The 26,197-nt window shown below is 37.2% G+C and carries 25 protein-coding genes and 1 tRNA gene; 16 read left to right on the top strand and 10 right to left on the bottom strand.

Annotated features, from left to right (window positions below; genetic code table 11):
• Positions 1–50 precede the first annotated feature (50 nt).
• From trmD to AAOP42_RS05160, 3 genes are read right to left on the bottom strand one after another with little or no spacing between them, the layout of a single operon-like run.
• Positions 51–737, bottom strand: a complete 687-nt coding sequence (gene trmD, locus AAOP42_RS05170; RefSeq protein WP_349527419.1) for a tRNA (guanosine(37)-N1)-methyltransferase TrmD — start codon at positions 735–737, stop codon at positions 51–53.
• A complete protein-coding gene (gene rimM / locus AAOP42_RS05165) occupies positions 727–1,260 on the bottom strand; it encodes a ribosome maturation factor RimM (RefSeq protein WP_349527396.1) in 534 nt (177 codons plus the stop codon). The genes trmD and rimM overlap by 11 nt, the downstream gene beginning before the upstream one ends.
• 6 nt (positions 1,261–1,266) lie before the next feature.
• Positions 1,267–1,905 (bottom strand): 30S ribosomal protein S16, encoded by a 639-nt coding sequence (locus AAOP42_RS05160; protein WP_349527395.1) that lies wholly within the window; start codon positions 1,903–1,905, stop codon positions 1,267–1,269.
• Positions 1,906–2,132: 227 nt separating this feature from the next.
• Here AAOP42_RS05160 and AAOP42_RS05155 point away from each other — a divergent pair, with 227 nt between their 5' ends.
• Genes AAOP42_RS05155 through AAOP42_RS05130 form a run of 6 tightly spaced genes read left to right on the top strand, consistent with a single transcriptional unit; the run spans position 2,133 to position 6,286 of the window.
• Positions 2,133–2,867: an iron-sulfur cluster repair di-iron protein gene (locus AAOP42_RS05155; RefSeq protein ID WP_349527394.1), complete on the top strand. Its 735-nt coding sequence runs from the start codon at positions 2,133–2,135 to the stop codon at positions 2,865–2,867.
• A 2-nt stretch (positions 2,868–2,869) separates the two neighbouring features.
• Positions 2,870–3,283, top strand: coding sequence for a Holliday junction resolvase RuvX (gene ruvX / locus AAOP42_RS05150; protein ID WP_349527393.1), 414 nt, complete (start codon positions 2,870–2,872; stop codon positions 3,281–3,283).
• Positions 3,280–3,840 (top strand): peptide deformylase, encoded by a 561-nt coding sequence (gene def / locus AAOP42_RS05145; RefSeq protein WP_349527392.1) that lies wholly within the window; start codon positions 3,280–3,282, stop codon positions 3,838–3,840. Before ruvX ends, def begins: the two co-directional genes overlap by 4 nt.
• A 4-nt stretch (positions 3,841–3,844) precedes the next feature.
• Entirely contained in the window at positions 3,845–4,981 is a 1,137-nt protein-coding gene (locus AAOP42_RS05140) for a methionine aminotransferase (RefSeq protein ID WP_349527391.1), read from the top strand.
• The gene (locus tag AAOP42_RS05135; protein ID WP_349527390.1) at positions 4,969–5,763 is read left to right on the top strand and encodes an amidohydrolase; all 795 of its coding nucleotides are present in this window, start codon (positions 4,969–4,971) and stop codon (positions 5,761–5,763) included. Before AAOP42_RS05140 ends, AAOP42_RS05135 begins: the two co-directional genes overlap by 13 nt.
• Before the next feature lie 13 nt (positions 5,764–5,776).
• Positions 5,777–6,286 (top strand): YcxB family protein, encoded by a 510-nt coding sequence (locus tag AAOP42_RS05130; protein ID WP_349527389.1) that lies wholly within the window; start codon positions 5,777–5,779, stop codon positions 6,284–6,286.
• Here AAOP42_RS05130 and AAOP42_RS05125 read toward each other — a convergent pair.
• The 3 genes from AAOP42_RS05125 to AAOP42_RS05115 are packed head-to-tail and all read right to left on the bottom strand — an operon-like array spanning position 6,272 to position 10,314.
• Entirely contained in the window at positions 6,272–8,455 is a 2,184-nt protein-coding gene (locus tag AAOP42_RS05125) for a T9SS type A sorting domain-containing protein (protein ID WP_349527388.1), read from the bottom strand. The two genes, AAOP42_RS05130 and AAOP42_RS05125, sit on opposite strands and share 15 nt — an antisense overlap.
• 16 nt (positions 8,456–8,471) lie before the next feature.
• Positions 8,472–9,230, bottom strand: coding sequence for an MbnP family protein (locus tag AAOP42_RS05120; RefSeq protein ID WP_349527387.1), 759 nt, complete (start codon positions 9,228–9,230; stop codon positions 8,472–8,474).
• Complete coding sequence (locus tag AAOP42_RS05115; RefSeq protein WP_349527386.1) at positions 9,205–10,314, bottom strand: cytochrome-c peroxidase; 1,110 nt, start codon at positions 10,312–10,314, stop codon at positions 9,205–9,207. Before AAOP42_RS05115 ends, AAOP42_RS05120 begins: the two co-directional genes overlap by 26 nt.
• Before the next feature lie 74 nt (positions 10,315–10,388).
• On the opposite strand from AAOP42_RS05115, the gene AAOP42_RS05110 reads away from it, so the two are divergent.
• The 5 genes from AAOP42_RS05110 to AAOP42_RS05090 all read left to right on the top strand — a co-directional run bounded on the left by AAOP42_RS05110 (position 10,389) and on the right by AAOP42_RS05090 (position 13,879).
• On the top strand, positions 10,389–11,435 hold the full coding sequence (locus AAOP42_RS05110) for a cytochrome-c peroxidase (protein WP_349527385.1): 1,047 nt from the start codon (positions 10,389–10,391) through the stop codon (positions 11,433–11,435).
• 78 nt (positions 11,436–11,513) lie between these two features.
• Entirely contained in the window at positions 11,514–12,800 is a 1,287-nt protein-coding gene (locus AAOP42_RS05105) for a UDP-N-acetylmuramoyl-tripeptide--D-alanyl-D-alanine ligase (RefSeq protein WP_349527384.1), read from the top strand.
• Positions 12,791–13,447, top strand: a complete 657-nt coding sequence (locus AAOP42_RS05100) for a DUF2461 domain-containing protein (RefSeq protein WP_349527383.1) — start codon at positions 12,791–12,793, stop codon at positions 13,445–13,447. The genes AAOP42_RS05105 and AAOP42_RS05100 overlap by 10 nt, the downstream gene beginning before the upstream one ends.
• A gap of 62 nt (positions 13,448–13,509) precedes the next feature.
• Positions 13,510–13,587, top strand: a tRNA-Val gene (locus AAOP42_RS05095).
• Positions 13,588–13,621: 34 nt separating this feature from the next.
• On the top strand, positions 13,622–13,879 hold the full coding sequence (locus AAOP42_RS05090; RefSeq protein WP_349527382.1) for a GIY-YIG nuclease family protein: 258 nt from the start codon (positions 13,622–13,624) through the stop codon (positions 13,877–13,879).
• 153 nt (positions 13,880–14,032) lie between these two features.
• Here the strand turns inward: AAOP42_RS05090 and AAOP42_RS23755 are convergent, their stop codons facing one another.
• From AAOP42_RS23755 to AAOP42_RS05080, 3 genes are read right to left on the bottom strand one after another with little or no spacing between them, the layout of a single operon-like run.
• Positions 14,033–14,329: a hypothetical protein gene (locus AAOP42_RS23755; RefSeq protein ID WP_502947647.1), complete on the bottom strand. Its 297-nt coding sequence runs from the start codon at positions 14,327–14,329 to the stop codon at positions 14,033–14,035.
• On the bottom strand, positions 14,320–14,643 hold the full coding sequence (locus AAOP42_RS05085) for a hypothetical protein (RefSeq protein ID WP_349527381.1): 324 nt from the start codon (positions 14,641–14,643) through the stop codon (positions 14,320–14,322). The genes AAOP42_RS23755 and AAOP42_RS05085 overlap by 10 nt, the downstream gene beginning before the upstream one ends.
• Positions 14,644–14,650: 7 nt before the next feature.
• Positions 14,651–15,148 (bottom strand): toll/interleukin-1 receptor domain-containing protein, encoded by a 498-nt coding sequence (locus tag AAOP42_RS05080; protein ID WP_349527380.1) that lies wholly within the window; start codon positions 15,146–15,148, stop codon positions 14,651–14,653.
• A gap of 75 nt (positions 15,149–15,223) precedes the next feature.
• Here AAOP42_RS05080 and AAOP42_RS05075 point away from each other — a divergent pair, with 75 nt between their 5' ends.
• The 5 genes from AAOP42_RS05075 to AAOP42_RS05055 all read left to right on the top strand — a co-directional run bounded on the left by AAOP42_RS05075 (position 15,224) and on the right by AAOP42_RS05055 (position 24,224).
• Entirely contained in the window at positions 15,224–15,535 is a 312-nt protein-coding gene (locus AAOP42_RS05075; protein WP_349527379.1) for a DUF6660 family protein, read from the top strand.
• Between the two features lie 206 nt (positions 15,536–15,741).
• A complete protein-coding gene (locus AAOP42_RS05070; RefSeq protein ID WP_349527378.1) occupies positions 15,742–20,052 on the top strand; it encodes a CusA/CzcA family heavy metal efflux RND transporter in 4,311 nt (1,436 codons plus the stop codon).
• A gap of 10 nt (positions 20,053–20,062) precedes the next feature.
• Complete coding sequence (locus tag AAOP42_RS05065) at positions 20,063–21,289, top strand: efflux RND transporter periplasmic adaptor subunit (protein WP_349527377.1); 1,227 nt, start codon at positions 20,063–20,065, stop codon at positions 21,287–21,289.
• Positions 21,290–21,362: 73 nt separating this feature from the next.
• Entirely contained in the window at positions 21,363–23,594 is a 2,232-nt protein-coding gene (locus tag AAOP42_RS05060) for a DUF7133 domain-containing protein (RefSeq protein WP_349527376.1), read from the top strand.
• 84 nt (positions 23,595–23,678) lie between these two features.
• A complete protein-coding gene (locus AAOP42_RS05055; RefSeq protein ID WP_349527375.1) occupies positions 23,679–24,224 on the top strand; it encodes a hypothetical protein in 546 nt (181 codons plus the stop codon).
• Between the two features lie 12 nt (positions 24,225–24,236).
• On the opposite strand, the gene AAOP42_RS05050 is transcribed toward AAOP42_RS05055, so the two are convergent.
• Positions 24,237–26,027, bottom strand: coding sequence for an ABC transporter ATP-binding protein (locus tag AAOP42_RS05050; RefSeq protein WP_349527374.1), 1,791 nt, complete (start codon positions 26,025–26,027; stop codon positions 24,237–24,239).
• Positions 26,028–26,197: the final 170 nt, after the last annotated feature.

The raw sequence follows: 26,197 nt of genomic DNA, 5'->3' as shown, positions 1-26,197 counted from the left end.
CAAATATAGAGATAAAAATTAATTATCCTATATATGGAAAATGAAATTAATTATTCTTCTTTGTTTTTCAACAAATCAGGTCTTCTTTCCTTGGTTCTTTTGACTGCCTGTTCAAATCGCCATTGTTGAATTTTAGCTTCATGTCCTGAAGTCAAGACTTCAGGAACTTTCAGTCCATTATAATCTGCTGGTCTGGTGTACACTGGTGGGGAAACAAGATCATCCTGAAAAGAATCAGTCAGAGCTGAAGTTTCATCATTTAATACTCCTGGGATGAGGCGAATAATAGAGTCTGCTAAAACAGCGGCTGCCAGTTCCCCTCCAGACAATACATAGTCACCAATACTTATTTCTTTTGTAATAAGATGTTCTCTTACTCGTTCATCTACTCCCTTGTAATGCCCACAAAGCATGATGATGTTGTTTTTGAGGCTAAGTTCATTCGAAATGTTTTGTTTGAGAAGTTCACCATCGGGGCTGAGGTAAATAACCTCATCATAATTTCGTTCGGATTTAAGCTTGGAGATACAACTGTCAATGGGTTCTATCATGAGTACCATTCCTGCCCCACCGCCAAAAGCATAGTCATCCACATTGCTGTGTTTTCCGCTACCATACTCTCTTAAGTTATGAACAACCACTTTAGCCAAGCCCTTGTCTTCAGCACGTTTAAGTATGCTGTGACTAAAGGGGCTTGTCAACAAGTCCGGTACGCAAGTAATGATATCAATCCTCATTGTCATTCAAATAAACATCTAATAACCCAATCGGTAGTTCCGCATAAACTTTACTTTGTTTTTTGTCCACTTTTATGATGATGTGATCATTTAATGGTACTAGTATTTCTACGCCATTATAATCTACTTCTATCAAGTCTTGTGGAGATAAGGTGTAAATGTTTTTGATTTTACCAATTGATTTTTCACCATCAAACAGCTCATATCCAATGATCTCATGGAAATAGAATTGGTTGTCCTCTAATTCCGGAAGAAAAGATAAAGGCAAATATATTTCTGAAGACACAAATGTTTTAGCTTCTTCTATTGTATCAACTTCATCAATTTTCACCAAAGCTTTGTTTCCCTGGATATGGATATGTTCTAAAAAAAATGGAACCAATGTGTTGTTCCTTAAAACAAACATTGATTCCAAATTTTTATATTGTTCGGGGATGTCCACGTCCAAAAGTATTTGGATTTCCCCTTTCAAGCCATGAGTCTTAGTAACAAAACCAAGCTGGTAGCAATCATCTACCCTCATGACTTATTATTTTTCTTCTGTCTTTTCTTCAGTAGCAGGAGCTTCTTCTTTAACTTCAGGAGCCACTTCTTCTGTTTTTACCTCTTCAACAGGAGTTTCTACAACCTCTTCCGCTTTTACTTCTTCTACCTGAGCATCTGTTGCTTCAGCTACTTCTTCTTCTATAGCTTCAACCTCTGGTTCCGGTACTACACGTTTAGCCTGTATCGCTTCTGCCCTTGCTGCATTCACTTTAGATTCTGCTTCCTGTCTTGCTTTTGCATCTGATGCTTTTTTCTGAGAAAGTGAATCCACTTTTCCTTGAACTTTAGCATCTTGAGCAGTTTTCCACTCTTCGAATTTTGAGTCTGCTTGTTCCTGAGTTATTGCTCCTTTATTTACACCAACTTGTAAATGTTTTTTCAACATTATACCCCGGTATGAAAAAATAGCTTTCACAGTGTCTGATGGTTGTGCACCAGTCATTACCCAATCCAAAGCCTTGTCGTCATTCAAAACGATAGATGCTGGGTTGGTGTTAGGATTATATGTCCCTATCTTTTCGATAAATCGGCCATCACGTGGCGCTCTGGCGTCAGCTACGACTACATCGTACATCGCCTTCTTTTTGCGTCCTCGACGCGCTAATCTAATTCTAGTTGCCATTAATTATTAAATTTTTCAATGTGTGGATCACGTCCACGGATTAAAAGTCCGCAAATGTAGGCAAATTATATGTAAATCTCATTATGGAGATTATAAATTGATTTTTGAAAGATCTTTACACTTCATACTTTAATCTGCGAATATCATATTTCAGCACTAAGTCCTCTGATTCTTTTTTCCTAACCAACCAATTCTTTATCTTTGAGGATATTTTAACTCAGGATTAGATGATCAACAAAGCGATTGAGTTTCTGGTAGATGAAAACTTTGTGTACGCAAAGGTGCTTGACTATTTTGGAGTGCAGTTTTATGAAAACAGAAGTAAGACACTTAGCGAAGTTTGTTTAGAAAATAATCTGGATGAAAGCAGATTAAAATACCTTTTGGAGACCAATGATAAAAAAGCATTGTCAGCAGAAGAGCTTAGAAAATATCCTGCCAGATTGATTATTGAATACCTGAAGCATTCACACCAGTTGTTTATCAAAGATCGGTTACCATATATACTTCGGTTGATCAATGATATTGACCATCAGGAACCTTCCGACATGATCAATGATTTGAAATTTGTCATGCCATTATTTGTAGAGGACTTCATCAAACACATTCACGAAGAAGAAGACAGGTTTTTTCATTATGTAGTTGTTTTAGAAACGATTTTGAAAGGTGTGAAAGCCCCTTCGGATTTCTTTTTTGGAGGAAATAATTTTTCAATCCAGGAATTTGCACTTCATCATGGTGATTCTGACGATGAGATGAATGGTATTCGTGGAATAACACATCAGTACAGGCTGGAAGACATTAAAGACATTCGATTAAAAGTCATTTTGCAGGAGTTGCAACAGTTTGATCATGATCTCATCCATCACGCATCGATTGAAAATCAAATATTATTTCCAAAGGCACTTACTTTGGAGAAAAGGGTACACAATCTTCTTAGCTCCAATTCATCTTTGAATTAATTATGGGTAGAATACTGGCAATAGACTATGGCCGGAAAAGAACAGGAATAGCTGTAACAGACCCTTCTAAAATCATTGCTACACCTTTAGATACCTACCCTACCAAACAAGTAATGTCTTTTTTGAAACAATACCACATTAGTGAGAATATCGAAGAGATAGTTATAGGAATGCCCAAAAACCTTCAGAATAATGATACTGATAGCACTTCTTATGTCCGTGCTTTTATAACTTTGCTTGAAAAAGAGTTTCCTGGCATGCCTATTCGACAAGTGGACGAGCGGTTCACGAGCAAGATGGCATTTCAATCTATGATAGATGGAGGAATGCGAAAATCCGAAAGAAGAAAAAAAGAAAATGTTGATAAACTGAGTGCAACAATAATATTGCAGTCGTTTTTAGAATCACGAATATGATTTATCCGATAGTTGTATATGGGGATCCGGTCTTAAAAAGAATGGCGGATGAAATTGATAGAGAAAGTACAGATGTCAAGAAATTAACCGCAGATATGTTTGAGACGATGTACCAGGCAGGAGGTATTGGTCTGGCGGCTCCTCAAATAGGTATGTCGATCCGTATGTTTGTAGTAGATGGTAGTCCGCTTAATGATGAGGAAGAGGATATGTCAGATTTTAAAAAGGTTTTTATTAATCCTGAGATTGTTGAAGAAAAGGGTGAGCCCTGGAAGTTTGAAGAGGGTTGCCTGAGTATCCCGGGAATCAGGGAAGAGGTAAGCCGCCCCCCAAAGTTGATTATCAATTATCTGGACGAAAACTGGGTAGAGCATGAGGAAGAATTTGATGGAATGAAGGCACGAATAATTCAGCATGAATATGATCACATAGAAGGCATACTTTTCACGGATTATTTAACGCCTTTTAAAAAACGCCTTTTGAAAGGAAAACTTCAGAACATCAGCAAGGGGAAATGTGATGCCGATTATAAAATAAAAATCCCTGGGAAAAGATAATTTGATGCGATCGAAGTTAGCTGATACAGAGACATCAATTTTTACGATTATGTCTAAAATGGCGGCTGATTACAATGCCATCAACCTCTCACAAGGCTACCCTGGTTTTGACATTTCTCCTGAGCTCGTCGAGCTGGTTCATTTCTATATGAAAAAAGGGTACAATCAATATGCTCCTATGCCCGGGCTGCCCCAACTGAGACAAAGAATCAGTGATAAAGTCAGCCGAACACATGGCTGGCATACGAATGCCGATGATCATATTACGGTGACATCAGGAGCTACTGAAGCTATTTTTGCGACCATTACAGCATTGGTTCATTCTAATGATGAGGTCATTTATTTTGAGCCGGCTTACGATAGTTATCATCCGGCTATTTTGTTGAATAAGGGAATTCCTATTCCTATACAGCTCAGCTTCCCTGATTTCTCTATTCCCTGGGAGGAGGTAGAAAAGAAAATTACCAATAAAACAAAAATGGTCATTATCAATACTCCTCAGAATCCTTCAGGAGCCATTTTGAGCAAAAATGATGTTGACAGATTGGCTGAATTGATTAAAAACAAAGACATTTTTGTGTTGAGTGATGAAGTCTATGAACACATTATTTTTGATAATTCCAGGCATCATTCGGTATTATCCAATGAAATCCTGAGAGAAAAAAGCATAGCCGTATTTTCATTTGGAAAAACATTTCATGCTACCGGTTGGAAGATGGGGTATAGTGTGGCGTCAAAGAAGATAACGAATGAGATAAAAAAGATTCATCAGTTTCTGGTTTTTAGCGTTAATACACCGATACAATTTGCGATGACAGATTATTTGCAAAATCCGGATCATTATTATAGTCTTCCTTCTTTTTTCCAGAGCAAACGAGATTTATTTTTAGCGTTAATGAAAAAATCCAGATTTAAACCACTAAAATCATCCGGAACATATTTCCAGACGTTTTCATATAGAGCAATATCAAATGAACCTGATGTGCTTGTCGCTGAAAAATTTACCAAAGAATATGGGGTAGCATCCATTCCTTTTTCTGTTTTTTACCAAGACAGGACAGACAATAGATTACTGAGGTTTTGTTTTGCAAAAGATGAAGACTCACTGATAGAAGCCGCCGAAATATTATGCAAGATTTAAAAATATCATTAATTCAATCCGAATTACATTGGGAGAGCCCCTCTGCTAACATGGCTATGTTTGAAGAAAAAATATGGTCTGAAGTTGGAGAAACCGATGTGATCATATTGCCTGAAATGTTTACTACTGGATTTTCTATGAATGCCAATAAATTGGCTGAACCTCCATCTACAAATACCTATAAATGGATGCATCAAATGGCAAAAGAAAAGTCGGCTTTGGTGATGGGGAGTTACATGGTGAAAGAAAACGGGTCTAACTACAATCGACTTTATGCTGTCTTTCCTGATGGAAAAACTGAGTATTACGATAAAAGACACCTATTTGGATTGGGAGGAGAAGACAAGCCATATATCAGCGGGAATAAGCGATTGATTTTTGAATGGAAAGGATGGAAAATCTGCCCGATGATATGTTATGACCTGCGATTTCCTGTCTGGGCGAGAAATCATATTGATGGAAAATCTGATCAATATGACTATGATCTTTTGGTTTATGTTGCAAATTGGCCAAAGCCAAGAATAGGAGCATGGGACACATTGCTCAAAGCCCGTGCGATAGAAAATCAATGCTATGTAGCCGGAGTGAACAGAATTGGAAGCGATGATGCAGGGCATGAGTATGTTGGACATTCGGGAGTGTATGATTTTCTGGGAAATACTCTGGAGATGCAAGAGAATAAAGAAGCTGTGATTTCTATTTCTTTGAATAAAGAAAGCATTAATGAGTTTAGAATCAGATATCCTTTTTTGAAGGATTCCGATACGTTTAAAATTGATTGAGAAAACTATGCAGTTGAAATTTAACATCGATGTGGATGATTGGATGGAGTTTCATAAATACCATCTGTTGACAAATAAGCAATTTCAAAAAACCAAACTGATGATGACTCTGGTAGTTCCAGTTGTGTTTGGAGTTTTTATGTATTACAAGTTTCAGAGTGGGGAACTGATAATGCAAAATGCTTTGATGGTGGTGCTTATGTCCGCTTTGTGGGTACTGTTTTATCCCAAAAGGCTGATAGCAAAAGCACTCGGAAGAGCAAAATCCAGTGTAGAGAATAGTGAAGATTTGGGAATGAATGAAATAGACATTAGTGCAGAAAAAATTAGTCACAAACATCCCAAAGCAGAAACAACTTATGATTGGTCTTCAATCAAAAATGCCGCAGAGACAGAAACCAGTATGTTTTTATTTTCTTCACCTGCAAACCCTATTATTATTCCTAAAGAGAAAGTGGACACTATGGAGTGGACAGAGCTCAGAAAAATGTTGGTTCAAAAAAACATGCTAGAGAGCATTTGATCCATTCCCCAAAATAAACTTTACCGTTTTGGTTGATTTATTTTTTCTGATTCTGGCAAAGTACAATCCATTTCTATAACCGGATAAATTAAGGTCTAAAACTTCATTTGCGGTAATTGTTACTGATTCCAGAAGCCTGTTTCCGGAAATACCGAAAATCTCAAGTTGAGCCTGATCGTTGGTTGTATGAAATTTCACTACCTTATCCACTTTACTCGGATTTGGAAATACAGTAAGTTGTAATGCGTCAGGTTCAGTATTGTTACCGTTATTAGATTCCAATAGGGTAATTCCTCCTCTGATATTTCCTATGGCTATCATGGTTTTACCATCTATCTTCCCTATAGAAGGATGCGTAATTCTTCCCAGTATAGTGGGGGTATTTTCAATGCTACTTTCTGTTTTCAGCAGATTGATTTGAGGTTCATCTGTTGAGTTTACGAAATCTAAATATACTTTCATCACACCAGATCTATCGGTGGTGATTAAATCTGCCAGATTATCACCATCAACATCCGCTACTGTAATGTTCAGATTACTGTTTGTTCCTCTGAATTCTAGTCCCAGAAAAGCATCATTTTCTAGCGTAAAGTTTGGTGAGAGATTTGACCCTGTATTAACGTAGTATTCAAGTTTTCCATTGGATTTGCCTAAGAGTAAATCCAATACTCCATCTGAGTTTATGTCAAACATTTTGGCATTATCAAAAGCTCCTACAGAGGTTGGTATGGTCTTGATCTGAGATGCCTCAAATTTGGAAATATTGTTCGTTGAGGTATTTAATATGTAAAATAGTCCCGGATCATCATTTTCGTCCAGTGCTGTAATGACCATATCGAGTTTTCCATCCTCATTGATATCTACAAATGACGAATTTAAATAGGTGAAATTTAGATGAGATAAGGAAGCATAATCATCCTCAGTTAGCACAAATCCCTCAACAGTTTTTGAATATAAGCGAATTGAAGCACTATAATTTCCATTTTTGTTTGTTCCTTGATTTCCTACAAGAAGATCTTCATCCAAATCCCCATCTACATCTAAGAATGTAGGATAAGAAAAATCCCCAACATCAATCATATTTGCCTGCAGGAAATTTTTACTGTCAAATTTAAAATCCGGAACTTCTTCACTTCCATGGTTGATATATAACCAGTTAGAATTGGTGTTGTCAATTAATCCTCCCGGATTTGACCGGATGCAGGGAGATAAAATAATATCCTTCAATCCATCAAAATTGACATCAACCAGAAAAGGTGCAGGGAATTGTTCAAAACTGACTACTGTATTTTTTTCCGGAAAGAAATTGGAAAAAGAATCGAAAACTGCTGTTGAAGAAGTCCCTTTGTTTTCAATTATACTCAGATCTGTACAAGTTTCCTGTCCGATCACCAATTCCAAATCCCCATCATTGTCATTGTCAAATGCCAGGATAGCCTTTCCTCCTACGTGTAATGTTCTGCCACCGGAGTTACATGACTCCCCGGAAAACACAAATTCATCGCATGTACACTCTTCAAAGTCACCATATCGCTGAGATACCCTTACATACTCTAATGTATTGCAATTACCATTGTTTTCAATTGCCATATTTTTATGATGTTCAATTAAACCACCGGATGCAAAATTATATACCAGAATGTCTAAATCTGAATCTCCATCCAGATCGACGACTGCCGGAATGTCTGTGGAGTTGACACTCAGATTGATCATTGAGGAAGAGCCTTGAGTGAAAATTGGGTTTTCAGCTAATTCCCATTCAAGCTGTGATGTGCTTATATTTTTAAAAACCCGAATTCCCAGGTTGGTATAGGTGAATATATCCATTTTCCCATCACAATTGTAGTCAGCGAGTACCATCCAATTTTGGATATTTGGTGGAAAATGGTGTTCGAATTGAGGTGCATATTCATATTCTGAACCAGTGGATATAAAAGTGATCAATTTGTCTGAAGAGCGGTCGAAAACGACTAAATCCGGGATATTGTCAAGGTTGAGGTCTATAGAACCATATTGAGCTGAATTAAGTCCTCCCGCAAAAGGAAACTTAAGTTCTTTGCCATTTTCTATAAACTTGATTTCGGAATTGTAGCTAAACTCAATTTGGGAAAGTGCAGGTATTGTCGTGCAGAAGAAGAGGAATAAAAACAACGAAATACGATGACCCATATTCAAATTTAAAAAATTATCGCTCTGTTGAGGAAAGTCTGATCAATCCTGTAGCATAGTTTTCGGCAATTTTATTTGAGTCTTCATCCACCATGTATGATGATTTGCTTGTGAGGTCAATCACATTTGGCGAATTAAATGGAGCAAGGCCATCCAAAGTAAAATGAAGTGTATTTGAACCTGCAATATCTATATGGTTATCTGCTAAAAACTCCAGGGTTTTAAAATTTCTGTCCAGGCCAATATGCAAAACCAACCCTTGGTTTTCCTGATCTACTCCGGGGTAGAAAAGGCCTTCCATTAAGAAAAACTTATAGCCTGTATTCCAGTTCCAGGCCATATCATTGGTGGGGTCTAAATCCCCCACATTATCAATGGAAGCATTTTTATCTGCATCTACTCCAATAGCGAATTTAATCTTGTCAAACTTAAAATCACTTCGCAAATTTTCAATGGTGAAGGAATATTCTTCTTGTTCGTCATTTAAGCTTACCAGATGATAGCCATCCTGTTCTACAAAAGCTTCTCCCGTTTCCGAATTAATAAGTTGGAGGTTACTCAGATAAAATTTCATCCTGTCTATAGAAATTACATTTCCGGAGGCAGTAGTATAATTTGCTGTATTGAAAGCTAATGGTTGTCCGTTGGCTATTGCTTTAAATTCCAAGGTAAGGGAATCATTGAAATCTACATCATTTTCTGACCCACAGCCACTTGCTATAAGTAGTATGGTCATCAAAAAAGCAACACTAAAAAGGGTCTGAAAATTTTTCATCAGTGATAAAATTATAATCTGTGAGGGTTTTTAAAAAAGCTATTATAGCTTCCTTTTCTTCATCGGTTAAATGTAACTTAATATCTTCATTCGGTACAATATTTTCATTGCTTGCTGCAAGGATCAACGGATCTAATGTTTCACTCCTTATTATTCCTTCATTGTAATGATCCAGAACTTCTTCTAAAGTAGAAAATCTGCCATCATGCATATATGGTGCTGTCAACGCAATATTCCTCAAACTTGGCACTTTAAACTTCCCTTTGTCTGAAGGAAATCCAGTGACAGCAGCCAATCCATCTTCCAAACCACTATCATTATCTAAACCATTATTTTTAAACCCATCAAAATTATCGTTTACCCCAGATGTCAGAAAATTCACATGACAATCGCCGCAATTGCCTCCTCTGATCGAACTGGAAGGCTCAGGGTGTGTAAAAAATAATTCCATGCCAAGGCTTTCTTGTTCGGTTAACTCTGCATCGCCAACTATATATTTGTCATATTTAGAATTGGCGGAAATCAACGTTCGCTGGAATTGAGCCAGAGCTTTCCCAATATTTTCTGTGGTGATTGTTTTGTTTCCAAAAGCCTTAAAAAATCGATCCGGATAAATCTCAGTATTTTGCAGTTTGGAGACAGTTTCGTCTAAAGATTGATCCATTTCCAAAGGGTTTTCAATAGGTTCTAATGCCTGTACTTCCAAACTTTCAGCCCTCCCGTTCCAAAAAAAATGAGACGACCAGGGCATATTCACCAGCGACATGGCACTTTTCGTCAAATGCTGGCCATCAATTCCTATGCTTACCGGAAGGCCGTCGGTGAATGCCTTGTCTTGCTGATGGCAGGAGCTACATGAAATCGTGTTGTCTCTGGATAGTTTTTTTTCATAAAAAAGCATCCTACCCAATTCCACACCTTCTATTGTCAAAGGATTCTCTTTTGGTAATTCGTAATTTTCACCAAAATAGAAGGGGACATCTAAATTGTATGGGGTTGGTGCTGTTATTTGGTTGCTATTGTCTCCGCCGCAACTTACCAGCCATAAGCCTATTGTCAGTATTTGTAGAATTAATCTATTCACTTGTTCCTTTTGATTCAATATAACAACGCCTATTGTCTGCCCCTTTATACTTATTGGGGTAAATTTAACTTCAAATGTTTCGATACTGTTTTATGGGTCAGCGTAATTTGAAAAAACCGTATTATATACTCATTGTTTTGGTTTTGGCAGGATGCTCGAAAGTTGATGAACCAACAAAGTTGGAGTTAAATTACCCGAGCTTTTTTCCAAAACCAAAAGATTTTCCTGTCAGAAACCCACTTACCGTGGAGGGGGTAGAGCTGGGCAGGATGTTGTTTTATGATCCTGCTCTATCTGCTTCCGGCAAAATATCTTGTGCGACTTGTCATTTACAGCAGTTGTCTTTTTCAGATGGACAAAAGCTGAGCTCCTCCGGGATTTCAGGTAACATGCTTAAAAGGAACTCCCCCGCCCTGATCAATCTGGCATGGATGGATAATTTATTCTGGGATGGTGGGGTCAAAAACCTTGAATCACTTCCATTTGCTGCTCTTACCAGCTCCGATGAAATGGGTGGAGACTTAAAAGAGATTGTGAAATACCTAAATGAAAACGCCAAATACAAAAAACGATTTCAAAAAACATTTGGAATAAATCAGGTTTCGTCTGCCTACATTGCCAGGGCTTTGGCACAATTCCAGCGAACCCTGGTTTCAGCCAATTCCAAATATGACCAAGTCCAAAGAGGTGAGAATCAATTTTTGGAGGACGAATTAAAAGGACAGAAAATTTTTATCCAAAAATGCAGCTCTTGCCATATCCCACCATTGTTTACAGATAATTTATTTCACAACAATGGCATTGATGATGATTTTCCAATAGCCAATGAAGACGTTAGGGCGGGGAGATACAGAATTACTCTGGATTCTATGGATCTTGGAAAATTCAAAACGCCAACATTGCGCAATCTTAAATATACTGCTCCCTATATGCACGACGGCCGATTTGAGTCTCTTAGAAATGTAATAAATCATTATCAAAATGGTATGAAAGAAAGTAAAACCCTTTCAAATACTCTAATTGATTTTCATTTAGAAGATCAGGAAGCAAATTTGATACTTGTCTTTCTCGCTACACTCAATGATGAAGCTTTTACTGAAAACTTACAATTTGCACCCTAAATTACGAATTGATCTTTTTTGAGTCTAAGCACGAAAAAATAATATATTTGTGACTCAAATCATGCGAACAATACTCTTTTGACAGATTCAATTAATATTTTATATACAAAATACCTTGAGTGTTCAGGGGTTTGTATTGATACAAGAAAAATTAATAAAGGAGACCTCTTTTTTGCCTTAAAAGGGTCAAACTTTGATGGCAATCAATATGCCAAACAAGCACTTGACAATGGGGCAAAGTATGCAGTAGTTGACGATCCGAAAGCTGGTGTCAACACCAACTTTATTCAGGTAGATAATGTACTGGAAACACTTCAGCAGTTGGCAACATTCCACAGAAACCATTTCACTGGGCATGTATTGGCTATTACAGGATCAAATGGAAAAACAACGACAAAAGAATTAATTACAAGAGTACTTGACACATCCTTTAGAGTGCAAAGCACCGTCGGGAATTTAAACAACCATATCGGTGTGCCATTGACTTTGCTGGCAATGGATAGTAAGTTGGATATTGCTATTGTGGAAATGGGTGCTAACCACCTTGGAGAGATCGCTTTATATTGTGAGATTGCCAAACCCACACATGGCGTTATTACGAATATTGGCACTGCTCATATTGGTGAGTTTGGTGGCAGGGATAACCTGATCAGGGCAAAAAGTGAACTTTTTGATTATTTGTTGAAGAATAACGGAGTGGGATTTGTAAATAAGGAAGATGAAGTGTTGTACAACATGTCTAAACGCTTTGAATCTCCGATATTTTTTCCGGCAGGTAATTGTACCTTAAAAAATACTTCTCCATTCGTTGAATATCAGGATAAGGATGGAACAAAACATCAAACACATTTGGTAGGAAAACACAATTTCATGAATGCCAGTGCAGCCTTGGCTATTGCCGGGTATTTCAATGCGGACATGAGCAAAGCCTATGAAGCCATCGACAGCTATGCCCCGGATAATAACCGTTCTCAGGTGATGAAGATAGGCAGTAATACAATCATTTTAGATGCCTACAATGCCAATCCGGATTCTACTAAAGCTGCATTAGACTACTTGTCTTCTTTTGAAAATACTAAGAAGATCGCATTGCTTGGCGACATGAAAGAACTTGGTGCATACAGTCAAAAGAGTCATTGTGAAATTGTTGATAGTGTGAAATCTATAGGCATTTCCGAAGCTTTTTTTGTGGGGGAAGAATACCAAAAAGCAGCAACTGGTAAGACACCTGGGGTTTTTTCTATTGTTAGCGAGTTAATTTCTTTTCTTAAAGAAAATCCAATTTCTGACTCAACCGTACTTATCAAAGGTTCGCGGAGTATGACAATGGAAAAATTGATTGAAACAAAAGAGATATGGAACTAAATGACACCCTGAAATTCTTAAGTGAGTTAAATAGTAACAACACCAAAGAGTGGTTTGATGCCAATAGAAAAACGTATCAGGCAAGACGATCCGATTTTTTGGAATTGGTCGATAATATCATCAATGATATCGCACAATTTGATGAAAGCCTGGCAGGAGTAGAGTCGAAAAACTGTGCTTTTCGTATCAATCGTGACATACGCTTCAGCAATGACAAAACACCGTATAAAACTAATTTTGGTGCATTGATGGGCAACATGGGCAAAAAATCTGAAGGGACAGGATATTACATTCATATCAAACCGCAAAATTCTTTTGTCGGTGGGGGCATTTATATGCCTGCTGCGGAAAAACTGGCTGCAATCCGACAGGAAATTGACTACAATCCTGAAGGATTAAAACAATTGATAGAAAGTGAAGACTTCAAATCTACTTTTGTGGATATTAAAGGAGATACATTAAAAACTGCTCCCAAAGGATATCCGAAAGACCATCCGAATATTGAACTTCTCAGGTTCAAAAGTTTTTATGTAATAAAGAACTATAGCGACAAGGAATTAGTATCCGGAGGATTTTATAAAGATGCGATAGAGACCTACAAAAAGGCCAAAAAATTTAATGATTATTTAAATCATGCTTTAAGTTAAAAATATTTGAAAATTGATTTGCAATTATAAATAACAAAACTACATTTGCACTCCCAATTCAAGGGCGCTTAGCTCAGTTGGTTCAGAGCATCTGGTTTACACCCAGAGGGTCGGGGGTTCGAATCCCTCAGCGCCCACCAAAAGGTCATCAGAAACGGTGACCTTTTTTTGTTTATGACCTACTATTATTTCTATATAATTTATTCAAAGTCCTTAGATCGGTTTTATATCGGGCATACTAATAATATGGAAAGTAGGTTATCGAAACATAATGCACATCATAAAGGATTTACTGGAAAGGTAAATGATTGGGTCATTGTTTACAACGAGGAGTATTTGTCAAAATCAGAAGCTTATGCACGAGAAAGACAGGTAAAGAGTTGGAAAAGCAGGAAAAAGATAAATGGACTTATTGGAGAGGGTAATAATTAACTGGTTAACTGATTTTGGTTCAGAGCATCCCGATTTTCATCGGGAGAGTCGGGGGTTCGAATCCCTCAGCGCCCACCAAAAGGTCATCAGAAACGGTGACCTTTTTTGTTTATGTCTTGATACCAGAACAAATTTTATAAAACTGCTAAATTCCTACTTTGCAAGGTTTTTAGATTTTTTCAACTTGTTTATGCTAGTCTTATTTGACAATGTTTTTTTGTTTAGTGAAATACCTAAGAACTCAAGAGCTTTTAGGTAAGAGACTCTTAAGTATTTACTTTTAAAATTTTGAAGCTGGTGCAATTCTAAAATGCAATCAGTGTAATTGTCAATTAGTTTTTGTGTTTCTAATAATGCCAAAAGAGATATTGTATTGAAAACTTTAATATCGGAGAACCTGTCTTCTATCAATTGAATGTAATTTTTGTCATCCGTTAGTATTAGGCGTATTTCTCTTTTTCTTGCCTGGGCAATTGCTTCAGCTTCTCCTTTATGTATCCCCTCTTGGCTGAAACGGAATCAAACACTATAGGGTCTTTTGTCGTGCAAAGTTTGTAGAACCCATAATCAATTTTCAAATTATTGATAAACTCTTTTCTCTTAGAAAATTGAGCAGTCCCATATTTTGGATCAAATTCATCTCTAACACATTCTGGGATTAGTATTTCAGAAAAAAGGTTTTTTAGATTACTTAAAAGATTAATCTGTTTCAAATCCATTGAATAAGCAAGAACAGTAGTATCAACTATTGCTTTTCTTTTCAAAATACTATTATTTTTCCTTGAAAATTTCTGAAAGAATAAATAGCCCTAACCCAATTCCTAATAAAGCCAAAAAACCATTTACTGTGCTTTTTGAACTTTCAATGCTTTTGATGATTTCTAAAACTTTACGAGTTGCCTCGTCTATGGATTCTGTTTCAGAGTTAAAACTGATTTTTGTGAATAGGTGAGATTTTTTTATTTTAATTCCTCTTAATTGATCGTCAATCACCAATATTTTAGATTTATCTTTAAATCTTTTGAACGCATAATCTATTTCCTCTTGAACAATCTTACTTAGGCTCATTGTAGGAAAAATTATAAAAAAATCAGATTCGTCAATTCTATTTTTTGTTTCAAAATCTAATGATTTGTCTGAATTATAACGATCAGGCAAGAAAACTTTGAATCCACTTACAGCTCCAATACTGTGCAACCTTACCGCTAAAGTTTGTTCTTCCTCGGATTTAGGATTGTATGAAATAAATATGGTTGGTGTTTTATCCATAGTAATGTAAATTTAGTCATTTTGTTTTTATTTCAATTCATTAACATTTCTATTCACTTTCCTTATTTTTACGAAGTGAAAAAAATAGCAGCCATACTAGCCATTTTTCTTTTGGTGTTGACTTTGATGCCATGTTCTGATACTTTGAAAAAAGATGAGTGTGGTCAGGAAATGCATTTACATAATCAGGGAGATCAGGATGCCCACAATGAATTGGACTTATGTTCTCCATTTTGTAGTTGCGCATGTTGTGGCAGTACTTTCATTGCCAAGACCAAGTTATTTGCTAATACTGAATTCACTTCTTTCCAATTGAGTAATACACAGTATGCCAGCCTGTTTTATCAAGAGCATATTTACAATGTCTTTCAACCCCCGAGAGGCTAAGCTCAAACTGGATAGATTTAGAAATTGATTTTACTGTTTTTGGTGTTTTCTAAAAAACACATTAGGAAAAAATTATGATTTCTGTACCAGAATAAAAGGTATAGAAGGTTTTTTCTAATCCATTCCAGTCATGATCATAATGACAAACCTTCTATGATCATTCGATATTAATTTGTTCATTCAATTTTTGATAAATCACAAGTATCATGATAGATAAATTAATGGCTTTTTCTATAAAGAATAAGCTGATAATAGTGCTGTTTGTATTAGCACTCATAGCTTGGGGAAGCTATTCTATGAAAAAAATCCCCATTGATGCTGTACCTGATATTACCAACAATCAGGTACAAATACTCACTCAGTCACCAACATTGGCAGCTCAGGAAGTAGAGCAGTTCATTACGTTTCCATTAGAAATTGCAATGTCTAATTTACCTGATGTGGTGGAGATTCGATCGATTTCTCGATTTGGGTTGTCGGTAATCACAGTCGTGTTTGAAGAAGAGGTAAATATATACCTGGCTAGGCAATTGATCTCTGAACAACTCAAAACTGCTGAGAATGACATCCCTGAAGGCTTTGGAAAACCAGAGTTAGCTCCAATTACGACAGGATTGGGAGAAGTATATCAGTACATCTTGCATACAACGCCGGAATATGATTCTGTCTATTCCGACATGGATTTACGATCTATAAATGACTGGCTTGTGAAAAGGCAGTTGGCTGGTACAAAGGGAGTGATAGAAGTAAGTAGTTGGGGTGGCCACCTGAAGCAATATGAAGTGGCTGTAAATCCTGAAAAGTTGAACAGCCTCAACCTGACGATTGCTGAAGTATTTGCAGCACTGGAAAGCAACAATGAAAATACTGGTGGGAGTTATATTGAGAAACAGCACAATGCCTATTTCATTCGGGGAGAAGGATTAGTAAAGTCTGTTTCTGACATTGAAAAGATCGTTGTGAAAACAGCCAATAATATTCCTGTTTTAATAAGGGATGTTGCCGTAGTACAATTTGGAAGTGCCACAAGGTTTGGTGCGGTAACCTGGAATGGTAAGGGTGAGGCGGTTGCTGGTCAGGCGTTGATGCTCAAAGGCGAAAATTCGTACAGTGTAGTAGAAGCTGTAAAGGAACGAATAGAACAGATCAAAAAGTCACTCCCGGAAGGAGTAATGATAGAACCATATATAGACCGATCGGAGCTTATTGGCAGGGCTATAGGTACTGTTTCTAAAAACCTTATTGAGGGTGGGTTGATTGTGATATTTATTCTGGTGCTGTTGCTGGGGAACTTCAGAGGGGGACTTATTGTCGCTTCTGTTATTCCTTTGTCGATGTTGTTTGCGCTTTGCATGATGAATATGTTTGGTATTTCTGCCAACCTGATGTCATTAGGAGCTATCGACTTTGGGTTGATCGTAGATGGAGCTGTGATTATAGTGGAAAGTATTGTGCACCGTTTGTTTGTTTTGCATAACAACAAAACGTTGACCGTAAAGCAAATGGATGCACATGTCCATGAATCATCTGTGAAAATCAGGTCATCAGCAGCTTTTGGGGAGATTATTATTTTGATAGTGTATCTTCCTATTTTGGCTCTTGTGGGTATTGAAGGAAAAATGTTTGGACCTATGGCACAGACTGTGAGTTTTGCCATTCTTGGGGCATTGATTTTGTCACTTACCTACGTGCCGATGATGTGTGCTTTGTTCCTAAAAAAGGAAGTAAGAAAAAGCATAAGTATTGCAGATAAAATTATAGATAAACTACAAAAGGTTTATTCACCTGTCCTTCAATTTTCTTTGAAAAACAGAATGGTAGTATTGATAGTGGTGCTGATTTTATTTGGAGCAGGGTTGTTTACTTTCTCACGTCTTGGAGGAGAGTTTATACCTACATTGGATGAAGGAGATTTTGCATTGCATCAGATTTTACCTCCTGGTAGCTCATTGAGTCAGAGTGTTGAAGTTTCCGGACAAATACAAAAAGTTCTTTTGGATAACTTCCCAGAAATCGACAAAGTAGTGACTAAAATGGGAACTGCAGAAATTCCTACAGATCCAATGCCATTGGAAGTGGGAGATATTATGGTGAAGATGAAACCAAGATCCGAATGGCGTTATCAAAACAGAGAAGATATGTTTGAGGCAATGGAAGCTTCTCTTTCGGTAATAGCTGGTGTAAATTTCGAATTTACCCAGCCGATTCAAATGCGATTTAATGAGTTGATTTCCGGGGTGAGGGAAGATATTGCTGTGAAAATTTATGGCGAAAACCTTGATGTTCTTTTCCAAAAAGGAAAAGAAGCAGAGAAGATAATTGCAAATATTGAAGGGTCGGGGGATGTCAAAGTAGAACAAATCGTGGGATTACCTCAAATAGTTGTTCGTTATGACAGGAATAAGATTGCCAAACATGGGCTGAACATAAAAAAGGTGAATGACTTACTGCGATCAGCATTTGCGGGAAAGAAAGCAGGAATAGTCATCGAAGCAGAAAAGAGGTTTGATTTGGTGGTTCGTTTGCAGGATAAATTTCGGCATGATATTGCAAGCGTCAGAAACCTGTATCTTTCCTTGCCAAGTGGATCACAAATTCCATTGGATGAAGTAGCATATATCGGATATGAAGAAGCACCGATGCAGATTTCCAGAGAAGACACCAAACGAAGGATCACTATAGGAGTAAATGCCCGTAACAGGGATATTGAAAGTCTGGTAGGTGAAATAAGAGAAAAGCTGGATACGCAGTTAAATCTCCCGGCGGGGTATTTTATAGAATATGGAGGACAATTTGAAAATCTTGTGGAAGCCAAAAGCAGGCTTTTAGTTGCTGTTCCGGCTGCCCTCATGCTGATTCTTTTATTGTTGTTTTTTACTTTCGGTTCGTTCAAACAGGCTCTCCTTATTTTTACTGCTATTCCTCTTTCTGCTATTGGAGGTATTTATGCTTTGTGGCTTAGAGACATGCCTTTCAGCATTTCGGCTGGTATAGGTTTTATTGCGCTTTTTGGTGTAGCAGTACTCAATGGTATTGTACTCATAGGCTATTTCAACCAATTAAAACAAGAAGGTATGACTAATCTTTATGATCGTATAATGGAGGGTACTAAGGTAAGGTTGAGGCCAGTACTAATGACTGCTTCTGTTGCGGCACTTGGGTTTCTGCCAATGGCTCTGTCAAGCACCGCAGGTGGTGAAGTGCAGAAACCGCTAGCTACTGTGGTGATTGGCGGGTTGATTACTGCTACTATTCTTACCTTAGTTATTCTTCCAATTTTGTACAGTTTTTTAGAAAATTTCAAATTGAAACAAAGCAAAAAAGCCTTGACTTTGGCATTGATTTTTACTGCTGCCTTAGGACAACAGGGTTTTGCTCAAACAAAAACAATTGGAATGGATGAAGCAGTGGAGTTGGCATTTCAAAATCATCCATCAATGAAAATAGCTGCACTGGAAATAGAAAAACAGCAACAATTGGAAAAGGCAACTTTCAATCCGGGCAAAACCAGTATTTCCTATGGTAGAGGAGAGTTTAATGCTAAAACAGGAGACTCTCAGTGGCAGGTAAGCCAGGATATCAGGTTTCCATCAGTTTATTCATCACAAAAGAAATTGGAGAAGAGCAAGACCAATTTGAGTGAAGAGTTTTTGAATATTTCTAAAAATGAATTGGAGCGACAGGTCAGAACAAAATATGTTGAATTGTTATATGCTTTCGAGGGTTTGAGGCTACTCAATGAGCTACAGACAGGATATTCAGAATTCGCTGCTATTGCCAAAAGAAGATATGATGTAGGTGAAACAAATTTATTGGAACTGACTGTTGCCGAATCAAAGGTTCAAAAAGTAACGCTAGAGCAGCAACAATCAGAGGCTACTATCAATGCGTTGCAAAATGACCTGAAGATTTTGCTAAACTCCGATGTGCCCCTGATGGTAGATACTACAGAAACAATAAAACTGGGGTTGGAATTTGAAGGCAACAATTCCACTGTTGCTAACCCTATGGTTCAATATTACAGACAGGCTATTACAGTAGCTGAAAACAATTATAGGTTGAAAAAAGCAGATCGTATGCCAGATTTTTCGATAGGCTATCTCAATCAGGAAATTTTTCATCAGGGAGGACATCAGGCTATTAAGGCAGGGATTAAAATACCTGTTTTTGATCGTTCGAATAAAGGAAAAATTAATGCAGCTAAACTGGAAGTTCAGATTTCACAATCAAGACTTGAGCAAACACAACTCGAACTAGAATCTGAACTGAATCAAAAAATGCTCGCCTACCACAAAAAGCGATTGTTAGTGGACTACTATGAAACAACTGGCTCTGAACTGTCAAGCCGAATGATGGACTTTTCTAAAAAATCCTATAAAAACGGTGAGATTGGTTATGTAGAATACATCTCTGGCCTTGATCAGGCCGTTGCGCTCAAACAAGAATATATAGCCAGCCTGAGTGACTACAATTTACTGGTCATTGACATTAAAAATTTACTTGGAGCTTACAACTAAAAAAACGAACATGAAGACATATAAAAATATAATTTTCTCTTTGTCCATTCTATTTTTGATAGGATGTAAGACTGGCATCAGCTCAGAAACCGATGAACATGAACATGCACACGAAGAAGAATCCAATGAAGAACTGGTAGCGTTGTTGCCTAAACAAATGGAAGTGATGGATATTCAGTTGGGGAAATTTCAGGAATTGAATCTATCCACTACAGTCAAGTCAAACGGACAGTTGGAACTACCTCCACAAAATAAAGCCAGCTTGAGCGCATTGTTTGGAGGAAGGGTGAAAAATGTTTTGGTAATTCAGGGACAAGCAGTTAGGAAAGGACAGGTATTAGCACTATTGGAAAATCCTAAATTTATAGAAATACAAAAGGAATATATCAATGCTAAAAATCAGACAGATTTTTTTCAGAAAGAATACTTACGAAAAAAAGATTTAATAAAGGAGAATATTACTTCTGTGAAAAGCTTTCAAAAAGCAGAAACCGATTACTTCCAATCAAAGGGGTTGTTGCAAGCAGCAAAAGCACAGATGGAATTGATTGGCTTAAATACGTCATCAGTAGAAAAAGGTGTTGTTTCTGCCATACCAATCACCTCTCCTTTAGAAGGGTTTGTCCGATTGGTGGAAGTCAACATAGGGAAGTATGTGGAACCCAGAGACGAGATGTTTGAAATAGTTGACAATGAACACATACACATTGATTTGATGGTTTACGAAAAGGATATCCATAAAGTGAAGGATGGCCAAAAGGTGATTTTTTCTTTATCATCCATACCTGAAAAAGTGTTCAATGCTAAAGTTTTTGCTGTTGGAAAATCATTTGAGAATGATCCGAGAGCACTAAAAGTACATGCTGAGATCACAGATAAAAATGCAGAGCTACTGCCAGGGATGTATGTAGATGCGAGGATTGTTACAAATGATAAAAAAGTAATGGCGGTACCGGATGATGCTATAGTGACTGAATCCGGGTTGAGTTACATTTTCGTACTATCTGAAAGAAGTGATCATAAAGGCACACATCAGCACGATTCTGAAGATCACCACACTCATGAAGAAGAGAAATTGATTTTTAAAAAAATAGAGATTAATACCGGAGCGGCTGATATAGGTTTTACGGAAATAGTACCGGCACAAGAGATTCCTGCTGATCCTGTTATTGTTGTAAAAGGGGCATATTATTTGCTGGCTGAGATGGGAAAAAACGAGAGAGGCCATTCTCACTAAACTTAGTGTAAGTCTTTTCTCTTTTTTTTCCTTTTTTTCGATAAAATTGCGATTCCTTTTTGAAATTCCATCTATGAGTTACCGAATAATCCACTTATTACCATTACTTTTTATTATTGCTTGCCAACCAACTTTTGATGAACCCGTCATTTCTTTGGATCAGTATCAAATCGAAGATGGGTTTGAACTTAAGGTGATCGCTTCCGAACCATTTTTGGAAGCTCCGGTAGTCATTGATTTTGACAGTAAGGGTAGAATTTGGACGGTGGAGATGCGTGGCTATATGAGGGATGTAGATGGCAGTACTGAAGATCAGCCAACCGGAGTAATTAGTATTCTTGAAGATCAGGATAAAGACGGAGTGATGGATCATTCCAAAATATTTATGGATCATCTGGTTATGCCCAGAGCCCTGGCTTTAGTATATGGTGGATTGTTGTATGTCGAGTCTCCTAATCTTTGGTTTGTAGAAATAGAAAATGACAAACCGGGAAAGAAAGTTTTGGTGGATTCGGTATATGCGGTTGGTGGCAACCCTGAACATCAACCCAATGGCCTTATGCTTGGCATTGACAATTGGATTTACAATGCTAAATCCAATTCCAGATATCAGAAAAAAAATGGAAAATGGATGAAAGAGGTTGCTGCTATGAAGGGACAGTGGGGAATAACAAAAGATGATTTTGGTCGGTTGTATTACAACGATAACTCTACCCAACTCAAAGGCGATTATGTGCTACCAAACCTTTTGATAAGAAATCGTTATTTCAAACCTAAGAACGGGATCAATAAAACATTGACTACCAACCAAAAGGTATATCCCTTAATTGTAAATCCGGTAAACAGGGGGTACATACCGGGGGTATTGGATGAAGATAGTTTGCTGGCCAGATTTACTTCTGCTTGTGGTCCTTTGGTATATAGGGGAGGTCAGTTCCCTCAGGCGTATGATCAAAATGCATTTGTATGTGCTCCGGAAGCCAATTTGGTCAAAAGAAATATTCTTTCTATATCGGACTACTACGTGAGTGCAAAACAGGCCTGGGATGACAAAGAATTTTTGGTTGCTTCAGATGATGCTTTTCGACCTGTAAACTTATTTAATGGTCCGGATGGAGCTATGTATATAGTTGATATGCACAGGGGAGTAATTCAACACAATGCTTTTCTTAGTCCTTACTTAAAAGAACATATCAAAAGAATGCAATCGGATACTATTCTGGGTATGGGTAGAATCCTAAAAGTTCAACATCAAAATCAGGAACTCAACCCGATTCCTGATTTTGATAATTTATCGGCGCAGGAGTTGGTGAAATTATTACAACACAAAAATGGTTGGGTAAGAGATAGGGCTCAGCATTATTTAATTTACAAAAATCAACAGGAAGCCGTTTCTGAATTAGAAAAAATGTTGTTGGACAACTCCAAGCCGCTAAGTCAGATTCATGCCATGTATGCACTAAAAGGAATAGAAAAGTTGACTTTCGAAAACCTGATAGATGCAGCGAAAAATAGTAATCAAGAAGTATGTGCACACGTTCTTGTATTATTGGAAGGGTATGCCGAAAATGATAGGGTTGAAAAAATGAATCAGTTGACTAAAGAACTACTTGCCAAAAAGAACCCTACAATAGATCTTTATTTGAGTTTTACACTTGGTTCCTGGGCTAATGTATCTCGGAATGAGACTTTTAGATTGTTGAGCGACTTATCAACCAAATATGCAGATGAACCACTTTTCCAGGAGGCAATCATTAGTGGATTGGGTGAAAATGAGGAAGCTTATTTGGAATTTGTGAAGAGCAGGAACATTTCACAAGGAGATTATTTTTCCGAACAATTGGCTCAAACGATTGAGAATAAAAAGAATAAAAAAGTAAATTCTATATTTTCTCCCTTCACTCATCATGATGATGCAAGAACCAAAGGGATGAGGTTTTATAAAGCCATTTGCTCGGCATGTCATGGTATTGACGGACTTGGTATTGATGGACTCGCACCTCCTCTGATGGAGTCCGAATATGTTACCGGATCAGTCGAGAGGTTGGGACTCATTGTTTTGCATGGGCTTTATGGCCCTGTGCATGTCAATGGTGAGTTGTATGAACTCAATGGTGTCATGCCTGGGTTGATTAACAATAAAACTTTGACAGATAGCGATATAGCAGATATCATTTCCTTTGTCACAAATTCATTTTCTCGAAATCCAAGGGGAATTAATCCCGATCAGGTGGGCAAGTTGCGTATGAAAAAACCGCTAAAAGCCGCAGGATATACCGAAGAGGAGTTGGTGGAGATGGAATAATTTTCATAAAAAAGAACTAGTCCATACCAATAGGTTATTTCAAGCTCATTCTTTAGTTTCGTCTCAAATTTTGTATTTCAAAAAATGAAGTTGACTACCCGACAAAAAAAATATTTATACTGGCTTGTTTCAATAGTCTCAATAGTCACTATTACTATTTCAGTGTATTATTCACTTGGAGGGTTTGAAGAAATTAAAGTAGTAAAATCTGGTAATAATATATACAATGTTGCAGGCAAAGAGTACAAGGGAAGAATTAAAAATGATTCTGTTAATATTGTTTTCAATGAAATCAGATCACTGGTAGTTGATGGGAAAATAAATGGAGAGATGTGTGTAGTCAACTATCACGATGAGGGACTTAACAACAATGAAATTCATCAGTTTATTGGAATACTATTAGGGGATGAAATTTCCGAAATACCCTCCGGACTTACTGTGCGGGAGATTAAAGCAGCAACTACATTTAAAGTAGGATTAGGGATGCATCCTTTAGTGATGTCAAATACCAAAAAAATTGAAGCCACTATCCAAGATTATGCCACACAAAATGGCTTTGAATTGGAAGATTATACTTTGGAGATCCTTTTTCAGGATAATTCTGTGATGGTAGAAATGTTTGCCAAATAATATTATTATTCTTTAAGCTTCTATTGTTTCTTCATTTTGAAGTTGCTTGTCATACAATTCTTTGTACGAGCCATTTTTGGCAATTAACTGTTCATGAGAGCCTTTTTCAATTATTTTTCCACCATCAAGTACAATTATTTTATCCGCCAGCTTCGCTGATGAAACCCTATGAGAAATAATAACTGTAGTTCTTCCCACCATTATCTTTTTCATGCTGTTGAGGATGGTATTTTCCGTTTTAGTGTCAACGGCAGACAGACAATCATCCAAAATAAGTATTTTAGGCTCTCTTACGATAGCCCTTGCGATGGACACTCTTTGCTTTTGACCTCCTGAAAGGGTGATGCCCCGCTCTCCCAATTCGGTTTCAAAACCTTTTGGGAAATCGTTGATGTTGTCAAGCAAATCTGCATCTTCTGCGGCTTTTCGGATTTTATCCTTATTCATATCAATGTTGCCGAAAGCTATATTTTCAAAGATAGTATCTGAAAAAAGAAAAACATCCTGAGGCACATATCCGATACTGGATCTTAATGAAGAAAGATCATAATCTTCTATTTTGTGTCCGTCAATATTTATATTTCCTGATGAAGCATCGTACATTCTACAGATCAGATTGGCAATAGTTGATTTGCCGGATCCGGTAGTTCCAATAACGGCAAGAGATTCACCGGGTGAAACTTCAAAGGAAATGTTTTTTAACGCTTTGATGCCCGAATCGGGATAGACAAAGCTCACATCATCAAACATCAGCGATCCGTTAATTTCTTTTTTAAGATTTTTCGCCGATACAATATCGGTTTTTGTGTCTAAAAATTCATTTACCCTTTTTTGTGAAGCAGCAGCATGTTGGATGATACTTGTCACCCATCCGAGAGCAGTCACGGGCCAGGTGAGCATGTTTACATAAATAATAAATTCAGCAATATTTCCAGTTGTAATTTCTCCTGCAAATACACCTATAGCCCCAACGTAAACTGTCAGGATTACACTCATACCTATCAATCCCATAATTAATGGAAAAAACAATGCCTGTACAAATGCCAGCTTCAAAGATTTGTCTTTGTAGTCATTGCTCTCTGTAGTAAATGAAGCCACATAGTCATTTTCCCGTACAAAGGCCTTAATGACCCGGATACCAGAAAAAGCTTCTTGTACGAAGGTAGTAAGTCCGGACAAGCTCTTTTGAATTTCTTCAGATCTGTGGTTTATGATATTGTTTACATAATAGATGCTAAACGAAAGAATTGGAAGCGGAATGAGAGAATATAATGTGAGTTTTACATTGATAGACAACATAAAAGGAATCACAATTAAAAACATGGTAGCCAGGTTTACCCCATACATGATAGCTGGTCCCAGATACATTCTCACTTTGCTTACATCTTCTGAAATCCTGTTCATCAAATCTCCCGTGTTGTTTTTTCTGTAAAAACTCAGAGGCAATGTTTGATAATGGGCATAAATCTCGTTTTTGAGATCAAATTCGATAAGGCGAGACATCACAATAATTGTTTGTCGCATGAAAAACATAAATACTCCCCTAAGTAAGGCAGAAATAAGAATAATAGCTGCAAGAATCACGATACTGGCAGCAAAAAGAGAATAGGATTCAGATTGTAAACCAAACCCTGAAAAGATTTTATAGATGTCAATGCTTTTTTCCAACGTATCAAAAGCATGACGCACGATAACAGCAGGTACTATTCCAAACAGGTTGGCAATGATGATAAATACCGTTCCCAGAATGAGGTGGAATTTATACTTGTACAGGTATTTATTTAAATAGAAGAGGTCTTTCATTGAAGGTCAAAAATAATCTATTCGGTAGGAGATTTTACTTTTTTGTTACAAAATCAGAGTATAACAACGGGGGGAGATTTTAAATGTTTGTATAAATACTTTGGACTAAAAAGAAAAATCTTAGAGGTATCCGATTAAGAGTATAAAATTCCTCTAAATTTGCGCCCATT

The organism is Reichenbachiella sp. MALMAid0571 (genome assembly GCF_040151475.1).
Lineage (GTDB): Bacteria > Bacteroidota > Bacteroidia > Cytophagales > Cyclobacteriaceae > CAXBNB01.
This window is presented reverse-complemented; position numbering and strand designations above follow the sequence as displayed.